The following is a 12,378-nucleotide window of genomic DNA, read 5'->3' on the forward strand; positions in this document are numbered from 1 at the left end:
CCATGGCCAATCGCGACACGTCTGTTAGTGATCTCTGCAAGGAGTTGGGGATCAAGCCTGTTACGCTCTATCGATACGTAGATCCAAACGGAAATCTGCGTGAATACGGAAGCCGCGTCCTCAAAATGCCTTAGGGTGTCATTCTGCACTCAGCCGGAATCCACCCCCATCAGGGTCTTCTGACGGCGGCACAGCGTGCTGTAATCTGGAACCGCCCAGTTCAACCCCGCCAAACCGAGTAGGCTTTCGACAAAGCCCGTTACCTGCCGCAACGGCATGCCAAACTGTACCTTCAGCGTCAGGCAAACTTGGATGGCGGCATCGCTGTAAGCTTTCTGGCGGCCTCTTTTGCCGCTCGGAGGCGGAGACCAGATCATCGATGGATCAAACCAGATGGTCAGCGAGCCACGTCGCTTCAGGGCGTCGTTGTAGGACGACCAGTTCGTCGTCTTGTATTTCGTCGAGGTCCAGTTGCTCATGCCCAAAGGTATCACGCTGGATTCACAAGATGAATCCCGTCAACCTTTTGCGCAACAAAGTCCCTGTGATCGGTAACTTACCGTAGTGAGCTTAACCAGAACCTGATGATTAAAACTCTCTCGCCTCATCTTAGTGATGCCATAACAGATAACTGTTATCGCCTTCTGCCATCAATCTCAGCGGCTTTCGGAATGTCGATCCCTCCTGCCCGAAGGCACTCATACAAGAGCTCTTTTTGGGTCACGCCACGCTTCTGTGCTTCAGAAGCAAATGCTTCCTTGATCGGTTTTGGCACATTGGTGAACGAAAATTGCACACGCGGCGCATCTTTTAGGGCGGAAGACTTGGCTTTGCTGATACTTGGCAACGGAGCCGCCATTGCTTTCAACTTTTGGGCGCTGCTGTCGTCGTCCAGATTATCATCGAGGTTTACGCTGACTTTGGCCATGACCCGCTCCTGTAGAAACTGATTAGGCCCCTGCCCTGCAAGTCCGCCAGAACCGACTGAGCCGACCGTCGCGCCGATCCCTGTGGGGCTTGCCCTGTAGAGGTCATTTCCTTGAATCCTGTCCGATGCGCGCACATGGCGTTGAGCCGAGGCACATTCTGGGCATCGAGGGCATCGACAATGGCCTGCGTGATGTTTGTTTGTGTATCCACGTCCATCATCACGACCAGGGCCGGAATCTCCTTTTCCATTGTCTCAGCAACACTTTGAACATGTGAATAGGTTCGCTTGGCTCCCTTGGCGTCAGCTTCGTTGGCCTTCGATGGTATCAGGATGAGATTGGCGGCCGCGATGGCGTGCATTGCCATTGCTGACTTGAAGCCTGCTGTATCCACAAAGATTGCGTCATACGGCGGATCAGCCTTCTTCAATGCCTTGACGGTTGGCAGAAGCTTTTCGTCATCTTCTTCGTATAGCCAGTCGAGATCGGTCTGTTCTTTTTTTGCCCACGATTCCAAGTGCCGCTGAGGGTCTGTGTCAATCACGGCGACCCTTGCACCATCCTGAACCATCAGGCTTGCGATGGCCGTCAGAAGTGTCGTTTTTCCCGCGCCGCCCTTTTCTTGCACTACGCTGATAACCTGCGTCATGGCCTGCCTCCATTTTCCCCTAACCCTTAACCCTTAACCAATAACTGTCAACACTTAACAGATATCAGGTATCTGTTAAGTGTTATGGAGCCTTGCCCTTGCGCTCATACCATTTCCGACAAAACCCTATAAAAGCGGCATCCGGGTGACGTGGTGGGTCGTTCATCCACATCCGCCATTCCTGCTCAAGCGCATAGACATCCCATGTGGGAGCAGCCTTTCGAGCCTGATCGTAGGCATCAGAAGACAAACGCACCGATACCTCTGAAGCGAACGATGGGCTATCGCCGTAAATCTCTAGGAACTCGGGCTTTGGAGTAATTTCCAGTACATCATGCAAAAGCCTGAAGCGATAATCGGGCATGTGGGACTGAGCCTCATCTGCCCTGCAGATCGCCTTTACAAGGCGTTTGAACTCTTTTGCTGTAGATGTAGAGCCTGTCTTGTGTTGCAGCTTATCTAGCCCGATCCGCCAGACATCCTGCTTTCCGCAGTGCTTTCGTGCCAACTCATACAAGCGCCGCTCCAAAGGTTTGCGAAGCTGAAAATATGCTTTGTTAAGTGTTAGCACATTCTTGTTCTCGATTGCCTTGACGAGCCAGTCACCCATTTCCAGTTCCACGCTGAGAAGGCGTCCTGTGGAGTCCTCCTTGACGATCCGCGCGTCGGTGATGAATGAAATCGAACGCCATTCGCCTAAGCCATGATCATGAATGTTCGTCTCGATCTGCGTAAACTGAAGACGGGTGAGGGCACGTCGAAGCGTTGCGTAGGCCTGTCCGGTAGTATGGCGGTTTGTGGCCTTCAGCAGATCATGGGCTGAAATCCGGACACGACGACCGATCTCCTGACCTTCGTTCTTCGCGGCCATGAGTTGGCTCAAAACATAAATCAGAATATCCCTATCGAAGACATTTGCACGGCCTTCCTCAGCCGCTGGCGTGATCTTCACCTTCACGTTGCCTTGTTCGTACTCGAACGCGGCCAGGTCCTTTTTGACCGAAAGCGAAAACAGGGGGTGTTCCATAGAGGCGCGGTCACTCTTGGGCGTGGCATCCAAGATGTCACAGACAAACAGGTCCGGCTCAGTGTGCCGCTGCGGTAGCAAAGCTGTTCTTTTCCGGGGTCGTGCCATTATTCGATAATCTACCCACCATTATTCGACAGTCTGCCCACCAGAGGCGTGCATTATTCGATAGTCTACCCACCTTTCTTCGATAGTCTACCCACCTTTCTTCGATAGTCTACCCACCTTTCTTCGATAGTCTACCCACCTTTCTTCGATACTCTACACACCGGTAGGCTGAAATATGGTGAAATCGAACAACGAAATCAGTGTGTTGCGGAGATGGCGATTCTCGTAACACCTTCTATAACACATATATAACACTCAAGTTCTCAGGCAGAGCTGATCATCCCCATCACATGACCACTCATCGTCGATAAAACACGCAGGCATCGACACCCGTAGTTGTCGTGGTCCAGGAAGCCCCGAGGACAGCGCATGTGGAAGCGTTGCTGGCCAAGAAACGAGGAAGCGTCACCGTCAGCGCCAGGGCCAAAACCAATGCACCCAGCCCAAACCATGGTAGACGGCTTTTGAGGCGATCCGCTTTCTGTTCCCGTTCGAACACCGTTCGATAGGCTGTGGACCTGTCATCTTCCGACTTGGCCAAGGCCCCGATGGTCTTGTCCGTCTGAACGCCAAGGCGTCTGACGATCTCGGTCATCGCGTCAGCTGTTGCCCCCAGATGACTGTCGAGGGTCTGGCCCAGAAGATCCCCATATTTTTTGGGATTGGTCTGGTCACGTGCCGCGAAGGCCGCGATCCGTGCTTCCGTAGCGACCTTGATTTGCTTGTCCGCCACCGCAGTCAGATCGTCGATCCTGTCGGACATGCTGGCGACAGCCGTTGCCATGAGATCGAGCGTTTCGCGCAGATCATCGTCGGAGAGGGCAGGGAGGTCGGGCTGGTCTGGCATCGTAAGGCGTCCTTGAGATTACTGGTCCTGCGGGACGAACAGCCCCTTGAACTCGGGATCGGTGTAGTAGCGCAGCTTCTGCGCCACGGCGGTGGCTTGCCCCTGCACGCGCAGGAGCTGGTTTTCCGGGCGGAGCTGCATGATTTCATCTGGGGTGAGCAGATCGCGGCCCGTGATGTTGTTGCTGAAGCTGGGGCCGTCACCGGGCTTGAAGCTGTCGGTCTGAAACCCGGCAGTTTCCTGGCCCATCATCTGGCTCAGCCACTTGGCCGTCTCGAAATCATTCACCCCGAAGACCTGTTGCACCCCTGCATTGGCAATGAACGTCCCCGCGCGTTCGCCGTAGAGGTCCTTGAGCTGGCTCATGTCCTGCAGGATTGGCCAGAGTTGCAACCCATAGCCCGCCATCAGCCCCATGGCGCGCTCCACGGCCTCCAGACGGCCCAGAGCGGCGAACTCGTCCAGCAGGAACAGCGTAGGCGTCTTGAGGCGCTGCGTACCCCCCTGAGCGCCTGCAAGGCCGCTCTGGGGCCTCACGGACGCCTCAGCGTCCCGTGCGATGTCCTGAAGGGCCTGAGACACCAGAAGGCGCAGCCAGCGGCTGTAGGCGTCCATCCGGTTCGGGGGCAACACCAGAAACACCGAAGCGATCCGGTGGCGCAAATCGGAGAAATGGAAATCCGACCGCGACAGGACTTTGGCAATGCGCGGGCTGTCGAGGAAATGGGTGTGGCGCTGCGCGTTCGACAAAACGGAGGCGGCTTCCCGATCCGCCTTGCCAAGGAAGCGGTTGGCGGCGCGGGCAATCAGCCCGCCCGCCGCATCGCTGTCCTGCATCAGCTCCAGCAGCGCGCGCAGCTTTTCCGGGGGCAGGGTGAGATATTCCCGGACGGTGGCAAGAGACCGGCGGTCGCGGTCCTCGTGGCAGACGCAGAACATGATCAGACCGCCGAGGATGGCCTTGGCCTCTTCGTTCCAGTGTGCCTCCGTCACCTGTCCCGGCGGGTCCATGACCAGCGCCTCTGTCAGGGAAGCGACATCTTCGCCCAGATCAAGGCTGTCCGGTGTCAGCCGGTCGAGTGGGTTGTAGGCAGCAGACGGCATCCCGGAGACCTCAAACGGATCGAGGACATGGACCGTTCCGAACCGCCGCCGGGCTTCCCCGGCGATCCGGGCATTCTCGCCCTTAGGGTCGATGACCAGGACCGAGCGTTCCGCCGCCAGCAGGTTCGGGATCACGGTGCCGACGCCTTTCCCGGCCCGCGTCGGGGCGAGGGTGATCAGATGGGCCGGACCGTCATAGCGCAGCAGCCGTCCGGTGTGCGGGTTGCGCCCGATCAGAAGGCCGTCTTCCCGCTGGAGCTTCTTCAGCTCCTTGCGGTTGGCGAAGCGGGCTGAGCCGTGGCTGTCACCCGTCAGTCCGAAGAAGGCGTCCGCGCCGGAGGCCATGCGCCAGTACTGGAACCCGAAGATGCCACCGACAAAAATGAACGGGCCGAAGACCAGCCACTGCCATGCGCTTTCGCCGGGAGGCTGGTTGAAGAAGGCGAAGACGAAGGGCGTGGCGACGAGTGCCCCGATCATCGCGCCGAAGAGGACAGCGCCGATCATCCAGCCCAGCAGGATGGGCGTGAAGATCAACCGACCAAAGAACTGAAACAGCCCTCCGAAGACGCGCATCACGCCCCGCATCAGGACGGCTTTTCCGGATCAGAACTGGACGGTGCAGGGGAGGGCGTCCCCCAGTCAGCGAAGGCCTTGCGATCCTGTTCGCGGGGCAGGTTGCGGATCAGCCGGTCGAGTATGGCGGCAGCTCCGGAATCCCGTTCCGCCAGGTCCATGAGCGCACCGCCCAAGATCACCTTGCGCCGCGTGTCGAGTTTGCGCTGTCTGGTGCTTTCCCGGTTCTTCAGCGCTTGGAGCCGGGCCTTGGCCTGAGCATATCGTTTCTCGGCGCGCTCAAGTTCTGTTTCTGCCAAATCTCTACCCTCGCCACCAAACATTCTTGTGGTTGAAGTTGGTCTTGTCAGATCGAGCGATAGCGCTTACCCGTAGGCCTGTAAAGGACAAGGGCGCACTTATGCAAACTCTCCACCTGCGGTTCCGAGCTTTGCGTGCGATCTCTCTGGGGCAAAGCCCCGGCCGATGGCCAACCCCTTCGCTGCGTGCCGCCGCGACATGGAAGGGCGCGCTGCCCCTTCCAAACCATCCCTGCCCAACCTCAGCGGTTGGATCGCGTCCCGCAAGGTCGCGCCAGCGTCTCGCCCGATGCCCCACGGTGGGGGCCGGTCTGCCGCTGGCGTCTCCCTTGCGGGAGGTTCGTGTCGGTGCGAGCGCGCACCCCGGCAGACCTGACGGTGCCGACACGAACCGGGTTTGCCCCCGGCAAACCGCCAGTGATCTGTCCCCATATCCCGCCCCCCATGAGGCTGGGGATCTGGGGGCAGATCACTGGCAAGCCCGCGCGTCGGAGAGCTGTTGGCTCGCCTCAAGCGGGCTGTCTTTTCCCCTCGGACCGCGCCGGTTCCGGGCGCACTCTTGCGGAGAAAAGACGGCTGATCTGATTGCCAATGTCAGGGCATCGGCACGGATCAGCTGCGGCGCGTGGGCGCGTTTGCTTCACAGGCGAGGGGAGGACGCATGGCCAGCTACCACCTCTCCGTGAAGACGATCAAACGCAGCGCCGGGCGCTCCGCCACGGCGGCAGCGGCCTACCGTGTCGGGGAGCGTATCGAGTGCCAGCGCGAAGGCCGTGTCCACGATTACACCCGCAAGCAGGGCATCGAGGAGACCTTCATCCTGACCCCGAAGGATGCCCCGGATTGGGCGCAGGATCGGTCCCGCCTCTGGAACGAGGCCGAGGCCAGCGAGACCCGTCGCAACTCCGTCACCGCCCGCGAATGGGAGCTGGCCCTGCCCTCTGAGATCAGCGCCGAGGCCCGGTCGCAGATCACCCGCGACTTCGCCCAGGAACTGGTCAGCCGCTATGGCGTGGCCGTCGATGTGGCGATCCATGCGCCCCACCGCGAAGGCGATCAGCGCAACCACCACGCCCACGTCCTGACCTCCACCCGCAAGCTGGAAGCAGGGGGCTTCACTGCGAAGACCCGCGTGCTCGATTCCGCGAAGACCGGCGGCGTCGAGATCGAGCAGATGCGCGGCCTCTGGGCCGAGTTGCAGAACCGCGCGCTGGAGCGTGTCGGGGAGGTCGAGCGCGTCGATCACCGGTCGCTTGAGAAGCAGCGCGAGACGGCGCTGGATCGTGGCGACAAGCTGACCGCCGAGGAGCTGGACCGCGATCCCGAGCTGAAGCTGGGGTCAGCGGCCAATTCCATGGAGCGGCGCGCGAAAGCTGTGGCCGAGCGTCAGGGCAGGGAATACGTCCCGGTCACCGAGCGGGGGGCCGTGGTCCATGCCGCCCGCCAGGCTCGCGCCGCTTTCCGAGAAATGCGTGAGCGGCTGGAACTGGCGCGCGAAACCTACGGCATCGAGCGCGAGGCCGGGCAGGGGCGTGTCTCTGCCGGTCTGGCGGCGCTCAGGGCCGCGACTGCGAAAGACCGCGACGGGCGCGCGTCAGACGATATCCGGGAGCGGTTGTCGCAGGTCGTGGGCCGGTCGCGGGACCAGGACGACACGCCGAAGCCGGAAGGCCGCAATTACGCGCGCGAGCGGCTGAAGGAAATCATGGAGAAGGACGCCGGGCGCGACGGTCAGGCAGCGGTTCACAAGCTGGACGGGTACAGCGAAAATGACCTTGGCGAGGAGGCCGCGCGACCGTCACGGACCCCTGCCCAGCGTCAAAGGCAGGGCCGTTCCGAGGACATCGCGCGCGAGGAGCGCAAGCCGTCTATCAACGAGCGGCTGAAGGACGTGCTGAACAAGCCGCGTGAGCGGTTGGAACCGGACAACGACCGCGCGCAGGAGCGCGATGATGACGAAAACGAAAACACGCGGGACAGGGATCGTGGCGAAGGCCACAGCCTGTGACGCGATATGACAGGACAAACAGAGGAGACCGAAAGATGGATGAAGTATTCAACGTGGGGAAAACGTTGCTGTTGGATGGGCAACCCATGTCCTTGGTGACGCCCGCAGGCGTCGAGGCCTGGATCGACCAAGGGATCAAGTACAGCTATCGCTACGACCAGGTGCGCGATCCGCTCGACGGCCAGATGAAGTACCGCTGCATCTACGAGAAAGAAGGGGCAGAGGTGCCGTTTGTGCTGGTCAACAGCCCGAGTAGCGGTGACGGGCGTGTGATCCTGTTCGATCAAAAGCCGGGTCAACCGAGCAACGTACCGTAAAAATGGACAGCGATGCCGCACCGATGCGAGGTGGCTTGGGGGCCATTTTGACTGATATTGCATCCTGCCTGAATGGATGATGCGCCGATTTATCGTCCCAGTTCGCGAGTTCGTTTCGTCGAGGAAAATCAGTAGTCATACCAAGCCTCGTATTCGCGTGATGTAGCCGCCGACCGTGAGTTATGGCCGCAGAGCGCGCCACAGTAGACACCCACTGCCAGTCCGCGAAGTTCTGGCTGAAGGTTTTCGTCCAGTTGTTCTAAACTCTGTGAGAGTGGTTCTCCGTTTGCAATTCCGGGCGCTTGCGGGGATCTTGAGAATCCAGCCCCCAAAGGCGTCGAGTGCAGGAAGCCGTATGTCCGAAGTTATGAAAGCCCTCAGAAACAGCGCCGATCCGTTGGAAAATGATCTCGCCCGGGTCTACGATCATTGGCAAGAGGTCAAGCGAAGCCAAGGCCAGCGCGCGGGCCTCGGTTATGAACCCCGGGATATCAATGCATCCGGGGCGGTTTTGGTGATTTCAAGCCGGGTCTTGAATGCCTCCGCCGGATTCGAGGAGGTCGACCCGGATCAAAGTTATGAAGCGTTGGTGCTCAAATACTCGGATCGCTTCACCCCAGACGTGATCGCTGCCGCGCAGGAACGGCTGAAGCTCGGCGCGAGCAAGGTGCAAGAGTTCCGGCGGCAGGACATTCAGTTCTTCGTCAAATCCAGCGCAATCGACCTTTTCGGAGTCCCGGGCGTTCGCCCCTCGGCCGAAAGCTGGGTCGGGCGCGATGCAGCTTTGCCCGAGCTTCACAAAGAGAACAGCTATGCCGACGAAATTCTGAGCAAGGGCTTCCGGGGCCTCGTGTGGCTGCATGAGCAAGAGAAGGATGGCGAGCGCGGCCCGGGTTTGACTGCCGTGGTCGAGTTCGCCCCCATGCAGCCGGATCGCCGCGCCCGGGTGCTGGATGCGGTTTTCTTCAAGCCTACCGTTGGGAAGGAACTCTTGGCGAAGCACAAAGGGGACGGGAGTTTCATTTCCAGAATCGACGCGAGCCGAAACAACCGCATTTGGCCGATCTCCGATACCGATGTGGACTCGCTTCTTTCCGCCGTTCGGGGGAAGGCCCACCAGTTCGCCCAACACGAAAACCAGAACCCGGACCCGCACGAGCCCCTGAACCTTGAGAAGATCGAAGACGCCACCGCCCTGCGCCAAGTGGTTTTGCGGCGATACCAGAGCGCGTTCCGGCAGGCCCTATTGAGCAAGCGCCCGAACCGCTGCGCGATCACCGGGACGAGCGAGCTTTCGGTTCTGGAAGCCGCCCATATCATCCCCTACGCGGAGCGGTTTGCAGACCGGGACAAGCCCGAGAATGGCCTTCTGTTGCGGAGCGACATTCACAGGCTCTTTGACGCATACCTGATTTCGATCAACCCCGAGACCAAGGCCGTCGAGGTTTCAGGGCGCATTGCATCACAGGATTACCAGAGCCTTCGCGGCAAATCCGTCACCGATGAAATCTCTCCCAAGAGCCTCGGGTTTCACTTCGAGAACTTTCAGAACCAGTCTTCGTAGTGGCAGGGGTTTCTTGAATAGCCCGCAAGCTGACGTTGATTGCGATGCAAAGGCAGGAAATAGAGTTCGGCGCTGCCGTTTTTCGCTAGAAAGCATGAACGACTGTGATTGGACAGGAACGGTCGGTTTCTCCTTGGGTAAATGGCTAAGCGAAACCGACAGTTATTCTAAAGCTTGACGCGAACATCAACCTCAAGCTGATCAGGGCGAACGCCCATGTGCTCTGAAAGCATGGTTTTTACCCGCTCCATAATGCCGACGGATTTCGCCCCTTCTTCTGAGGGCGGCGTGGTGTTTTTGGACGTCATTGATGTATCGGTCTGACCTGACAGAGGCGCAACTTCTGACCAAAGTGCATCATCCTGGAAGCCAGACCCAATAAATCGCTGCCCCGGTTCTAGTGCTGGGCTAAGCCACATCGGTAGGCTTTCTTGATCGGTATCTTTGCGAGCGTCGAAGTTGGAATCGAACGCTTGTGTCACTGTTGAGCTGTCGAACATGGTGATCGCTACGGCTTTGTCGTCATCCGATGCAGGACAGGCGTAGATCACACGATCACTATCGCTGAGTACCTTGTAGGTGCCGTCCGGATTGCGCGTGAAGGAAATGCGCCCCTGACGGTACGTGGTGATCTTGACGGCACAAGTAACCTTCTCGTCTTCTTTTGAGATCTCCAATCTAGAGAGCTTTGGAACCCCCGAGCCCGACGAGACATCGCGGACTTCATATCCCTTTTCTTCGAGAAGGCGAACGACCGCCTCCCTCACTTCTAATCCTTGCTTATCCATGTTTTTACCCTTTCAATACATTTTTAATGTATGACTAATATGTAGGGTAAAAATAGTTTTTACAAGGGTAAAAGTCTTCAAAGCGGTTTATTCAATGTTTAACCCTTGAGTTTCTTGGGGGGAGAGGTAGCAAAAACGGTTCTCTGATTGCGGCTATGTCAAGTGGGCTAGCGATCTGTCCGTTCGGGGTCATGGTTCTCTCCGAGGTCACGCATTGCGCCTCATGATGGTTTTCGGTGGTGGATCGTCTCCAATGTCGTTTGCGGGGTGGGCAAGCGAGCCTGCGCCCCAACCGTTTTTACGAGATCGATCTACCTCCGTCCCGTCGGGACTTCGCTTCCCGCCTTCTCAGCGGCGGAAATTCAGATCAGGCAGTGGCCTCCTTTGTCCATTGATAGTCCGCACCAGATTTCCAGATCGTCAGCATCAGGACTGCGATCTTGCGCGCTGTTGCGACTGCGGCCTTTCGGAACCCGCGTCGTCCGGCCAGTCGTACAGCCCAGCTCTTCAGTGGCGAGAAACGCTTCACCTGGCGGATCAAGCAGGACGCTGCCTCGAACAGCAGTCCGCGCATCGTCCCGTCTCCGCACTTCGACACCCGTCCCGACCAATCCATTTCGCCAGACTGGTGCCGCTTTGGTGTGAGCCCGAGGAATGCGCCGACATCAGTCACCCGGCTGAACCGGTCTGTATTATCGACCAGGGCAATGAAGCTGAGCGCATTCACTGGCCCGACGCCAGGAATGGTCATCAGGCGACATGCAACGGGGTGGGCCTTTGCCTTTTTCTTCACAGCCTTATCGAGATCGTCCGCCGCTTGGCACAGCGTGGAGTGGGCCGTGATAAACCCATCGGCGATGGCGCGCAGCACCGGATCGGTTTCCCCCGCTGCGGCCAGTTGGTCGCGAAAATTCTGGCGCTGCCGACCTTGGCCGATGCCGGTCATTCGGATGCCGAAGGTTTTCAGCACGCCCCGGATGTGACCTTCGAGGTCTTTGCGCAACCGGATCATCCGTTCTCGCGCACCGACCAGACTTCGCAGCCTGTCAGCATCTTCGCTGCGGATGTGGACCGGTGTAAACCAGCCGGTCCGCGCGAGCTGCGCCAAGCCTTCTGCATCAGCGGCATCGGACTTGTTGAGCCGGTCCGACAGAACCTTGTGCGCCTTCCGGGCATCGATGCATGTCGCTGGAAGACCAAGCCTCATCATCCCGCGCTGCAGCCAGATCGAAAGCATCCCGCTCTCATGTACGATCCGGCGTGGCGTGAGCGATCGGTTGCGAAACCAACCTGCCACGCCCTCCGGGTCCGCAGGGCACGTCCCGCGCGCGATGGTCTTGCCATCATGATCGACAACGCAGATCGAAATTTCTTTCAGTGACACATCCAAACCAGCATAATGTTCCATAGGTCGTTCTCCTCACGCCTTATATACATGAGGCCAACATACCGGACCTCGTTCGCCACTGGAGAGCGACCGCCGCAATCACACCATGTCGTTTCTGCCGCCCTGCCCTGTTCCGAGTAGTGTGATCTTCCGCGATGTTTGGCGCACTTTCTTTATGGCCAAGTGGCGTAGACTGGTGCTGGAAGCAGCGTAGCTGTCATCCGCGCTTTGTGCGGCAAAAGTCCGGTTTGAGCCGATTCTGTGGAAAAACAGCGTGTTGCTTTCGCAGAAAGCTGCGCTTTGAAGAGCGCGCGAGCGCCTTTCCTATCAGGCTTTGCGCGTTTGCTGCGGTGCAGGAAAAATCTTAGCCAGTTTGCGGAGGTTTTGGGCGGTGGCGGCGAGGAGGAATTCGTCATTTGCACCGCATGGGCCGCGTAATCGCAGTCGTCCCAGCCCGAGAATGCGTTTGAGGTGGGCAAAGAGCATTTCGACCTTTTTCCTGAGCTTCATCGCAATCTGATATTCTTCAGTTTTGGCCAAATCTCTGGCAACCTGACGCGCGTCTTCGTGCTCCTCGCGGGTGATCTTGCGCGCCTCAGCGTTGGGGCAGCATTTTTGCTTGGACGGGCAGACCTGGCAGACTTCTTTCAAGGCGCGATAGCGCGCGGTGCCCTTGCCCGTCGGCCCCCGGCTTGGATCAGAGTAATTCCGGCGGAACTGTTTGAGCGCGTGGCCCTCGGGGCAGATGTATTGGTCGTTCTTCGCATCCCAGTCA

At 58.8% G+C, this 12,378-nt stretch carries 12 protein-coding genes and 1 pseudogene; 3 read left to right on the top strand and 10 right to left on the bottom strand.

Annotation, left to right across the window (positions count from 1 at the left end; all coding sequences use genetic code 11):
• Window positions 1-170 precede the first annotated feature (170 nt).
• The 7 genes and pseudogenes from A3722_RS01475 to A3722_RS01505 all read right to left on the bottom strand — a co-directional run.
• Window positions 171-479 (bottom strand): annotated as a pseudogene (locus A3722_RS01475) (transposase); the annotation flags it as partial.
• Between the two features lie 155 nt (window positions 480-634).
• The gene (locus A3722_RS01480) at window positions 635-928 is read right to left on the bottom strand and encodes a hypothetical protein (protein WP_067626391.1); all 294 of its coding nucleotides are present in this window, start codon (window positions 926-928) and stop codon (window positions 635-637) included.
• Window positions 910-1,578, bottom strand: coding sequence for a ParA family protein (locus A3722_RS01485; RefSeq protein ID WP_037239034.1), 669 nt, complete (start codon window positions 1,576-1,578; stop codon window positions 910-912). Before A3722_RS01485 ends, A3722_RS01480 begins: the two co-directional genes overlap by 19 nt.
• Before the next feature lie 82 nt (window positions 1,579-1,660).
• The gene (locus A3722_RS01490) at window positions 1,661-2,713 is read right to left on the bottom strand and encodes a replication initiator protein A (RefSeq protein WP_082849311.1); all 1,053 of its coding nucleotides are present in this window, start codon (window positions 2,711-2,713) and stop codon (window positions 1,661-1,663) included.
• Between the two features lie 298 nt (window positions 2,714-3,011).
• A complete protein-coding gene (locus A3722_RS01495; protein ID WP_067626393.1) occupies window positions 3,012-3,560 on the bottom strand; it encodes a hypothetical protein in 549 nt (182 codons plus the stop codon).
• Between the two features lie 18 nt (window positions 3,561-3,578).
• Window positions 3,579-5,240 (bottom strand): type IV secretory system conjugative DNA transfer family protein, encoded by a 1,662-nt coding sequence (locus A3722_RS01500; RefSeq protein ID WP_236627313.1) that lies wholly within the window; start codon window positions 5,238-5,240, stop codon window positions 3,579-3,581.
• 11 nt (window positions 5,241-5,251) lie between these two features.
• Complete coding sequence (locus A3722_RS01505; RefSeq protein ID WP_082849312.1) at window positions 5,252-5,539, bottom strand: mobilization protein; 288 nt, start codon at window positions 5,537-5,539, stop codon at window positions 5,252-5,254.
• A gap of 661 nt (window positions 5,540-6,200) precedes the next feature.
• On the opposite strand from A3722_RS01505, the gene mobQ reads away from it, so the two are divergent.
• The 3 genes from mobQ (at window position 6,201) to A3722_RS01520 (ending at window position 9,428) form a co-directional block, all read left to right on the top strand.
• Entirely contained in the window at window positions 6,201-7,547 is a 1,347-nt protein-coding gene (gene mobQ / locus A3722_RS01510; protein WP_067626397.1) for a MobQ family relaxase, read from the top strand.
• Between the two features lie 35 nt (window positions 7,548-7,582).
• Complete coding sequence (locus A3722_RS01515; RefSeq protein ID WP_067626399.1) at window positions 7,583-7,864, top strand: hypothetical protein; 282 nt, start codon at window positions 7,583-7,585, stop codon at window positions 7,862-7,864.
• 355 nt (window positions 7,865-8,219) lie between these two features.
• The gene (locus A3722_RS01520) at window positions 8,220-9,428 is read left to right on the top strand and encodes an HNH endonuclease (RefSeq protein WP_067626400.1); all 1,209 of its coding nucleotides are present in this window, start codon (window positions 8,220-8,222) and stop codon (window positions 9,426-9,428) included.
• Window positions 9,429-9,595: 167 nt separating this feature from the next.
• Here A3722_RS01520 and A3722_RS01525 read toward each other — a convergent pair whose 3' ends face one another.
• From A3722_RS01525 to A3722_RS01535, 3 genes are all read right to left on the bottom strand, one after another.
• On the bottom strand, window positions 9,596-10,216 hold the full coding sequence (locus A3722_RS01525) for a hypothetical protein (protein WP_067626402.1): 621 nt from the start codon (window positions 10,214-10,216) through the stop codon (window positions 9,596-9,598).
• Window positions 10,217-10,583: 367 nt separating this feature from the next.
• Window positions 10,584-11,624 carry an IS110 family transposase gene (locus A3722_RS01530; protein ID WP_067915874.1) on the bottom strand — a complete coding sequence of 347 codons (1,041 nt, stop codon included), beginning with the start codon at window positions 11,622-11,624 and terminating at the stop codon, window positions 10,584-10,586.
• Between the two features lie 306 nt (window positions 11,625-11,930).
• The coding region (locus tag A3722_RS01535) for a transposase (protein WP_150120394.1) at window positions 11,931-12,378 on the bottom strand (448 nt) is incomplete at its 5' end.

This window comes from Sulfitobacter sp. HI0027 (assembly GCF_001634775.1).
Taxonomy (GTDB): Bacteria; Pseudomonadota; Alphaproteobacteria; order Rhodobacterales; family Rhodobacteraceae; genus Sulfitobacter.

Bases quoted from the DNA above. Each gene is read 5' to 3' on its own strand.
- A3722_RS01480 (WP_067626391.1), bottom strand. From the start codon at position 928: ATGGCCAAAGTCAGCGTAAACCTCGATGATAATCTGGACGACGACAGC.
- A3722_RS01485 (WP_037239034.1), bottom strand. From the start codon at position 1,578: ATGACGCAGGTTATCAGCGTAGTGCAAGAAAAGGGCGGCGCGGGAAAA.
- A3722_RS01490 (WP_082849311.1), bottom strand. From the start codon at position 2,713: ATGGCACGACCCCGGAAAAGAACAGCTTTGCTACCGCAGCGGCACACT.
- A3722_RS01495 (WP_067626393.1), bottom strand. From the start codon at position 3,560: ATGCCAGACCAGCCCGACCTCCCTGCCCTCTCCGACGATGATCTGCGC.
- A3722_RS01500 (WP_236627313.1), bottom strand. From the start codon at position 5,240: ATGCGCGTCTTCGGAGGGCTGTTTCAGTTCTTTGGTCGGTTGATCTTC.
- mobQ (WP_067626397.1), top strand. From the start codon at position 6,201: ATGGCCAGCTACCACCTCTCCGTGAAGACGATCAAACGCAGCGCCGGG.
- A3722_RS01515 (WP_067626399.1), top strand. From the start codon at position 7,583: ATGGATGAAGTATTCAACGTGGGGAAAACGTTGCTGTTGGATGGGCAA.
- A3722_RS01520 (WP_067626400.1), top strand. From the start codon at position 8,220: ATGTCCGAAGTTATGAAAGCCCTCAGAAACAGCGCCGATCCGTTGGAA.
- A3722_RS01525 (WP_067626402.1), bottom strand. From the start codon at position 10,216: ATGGATAAGCAAGGATTAGAAGTGAGGGAGGCGGTCGTTCGCCTTCTC.
- A3722_RS01530 (WP_067915874.1), bottom strand. From the start codon at position 11,624: ATGGAACATTATGCTGGTTTGGATGTGTCACTGAAAGAAATTTCGATC.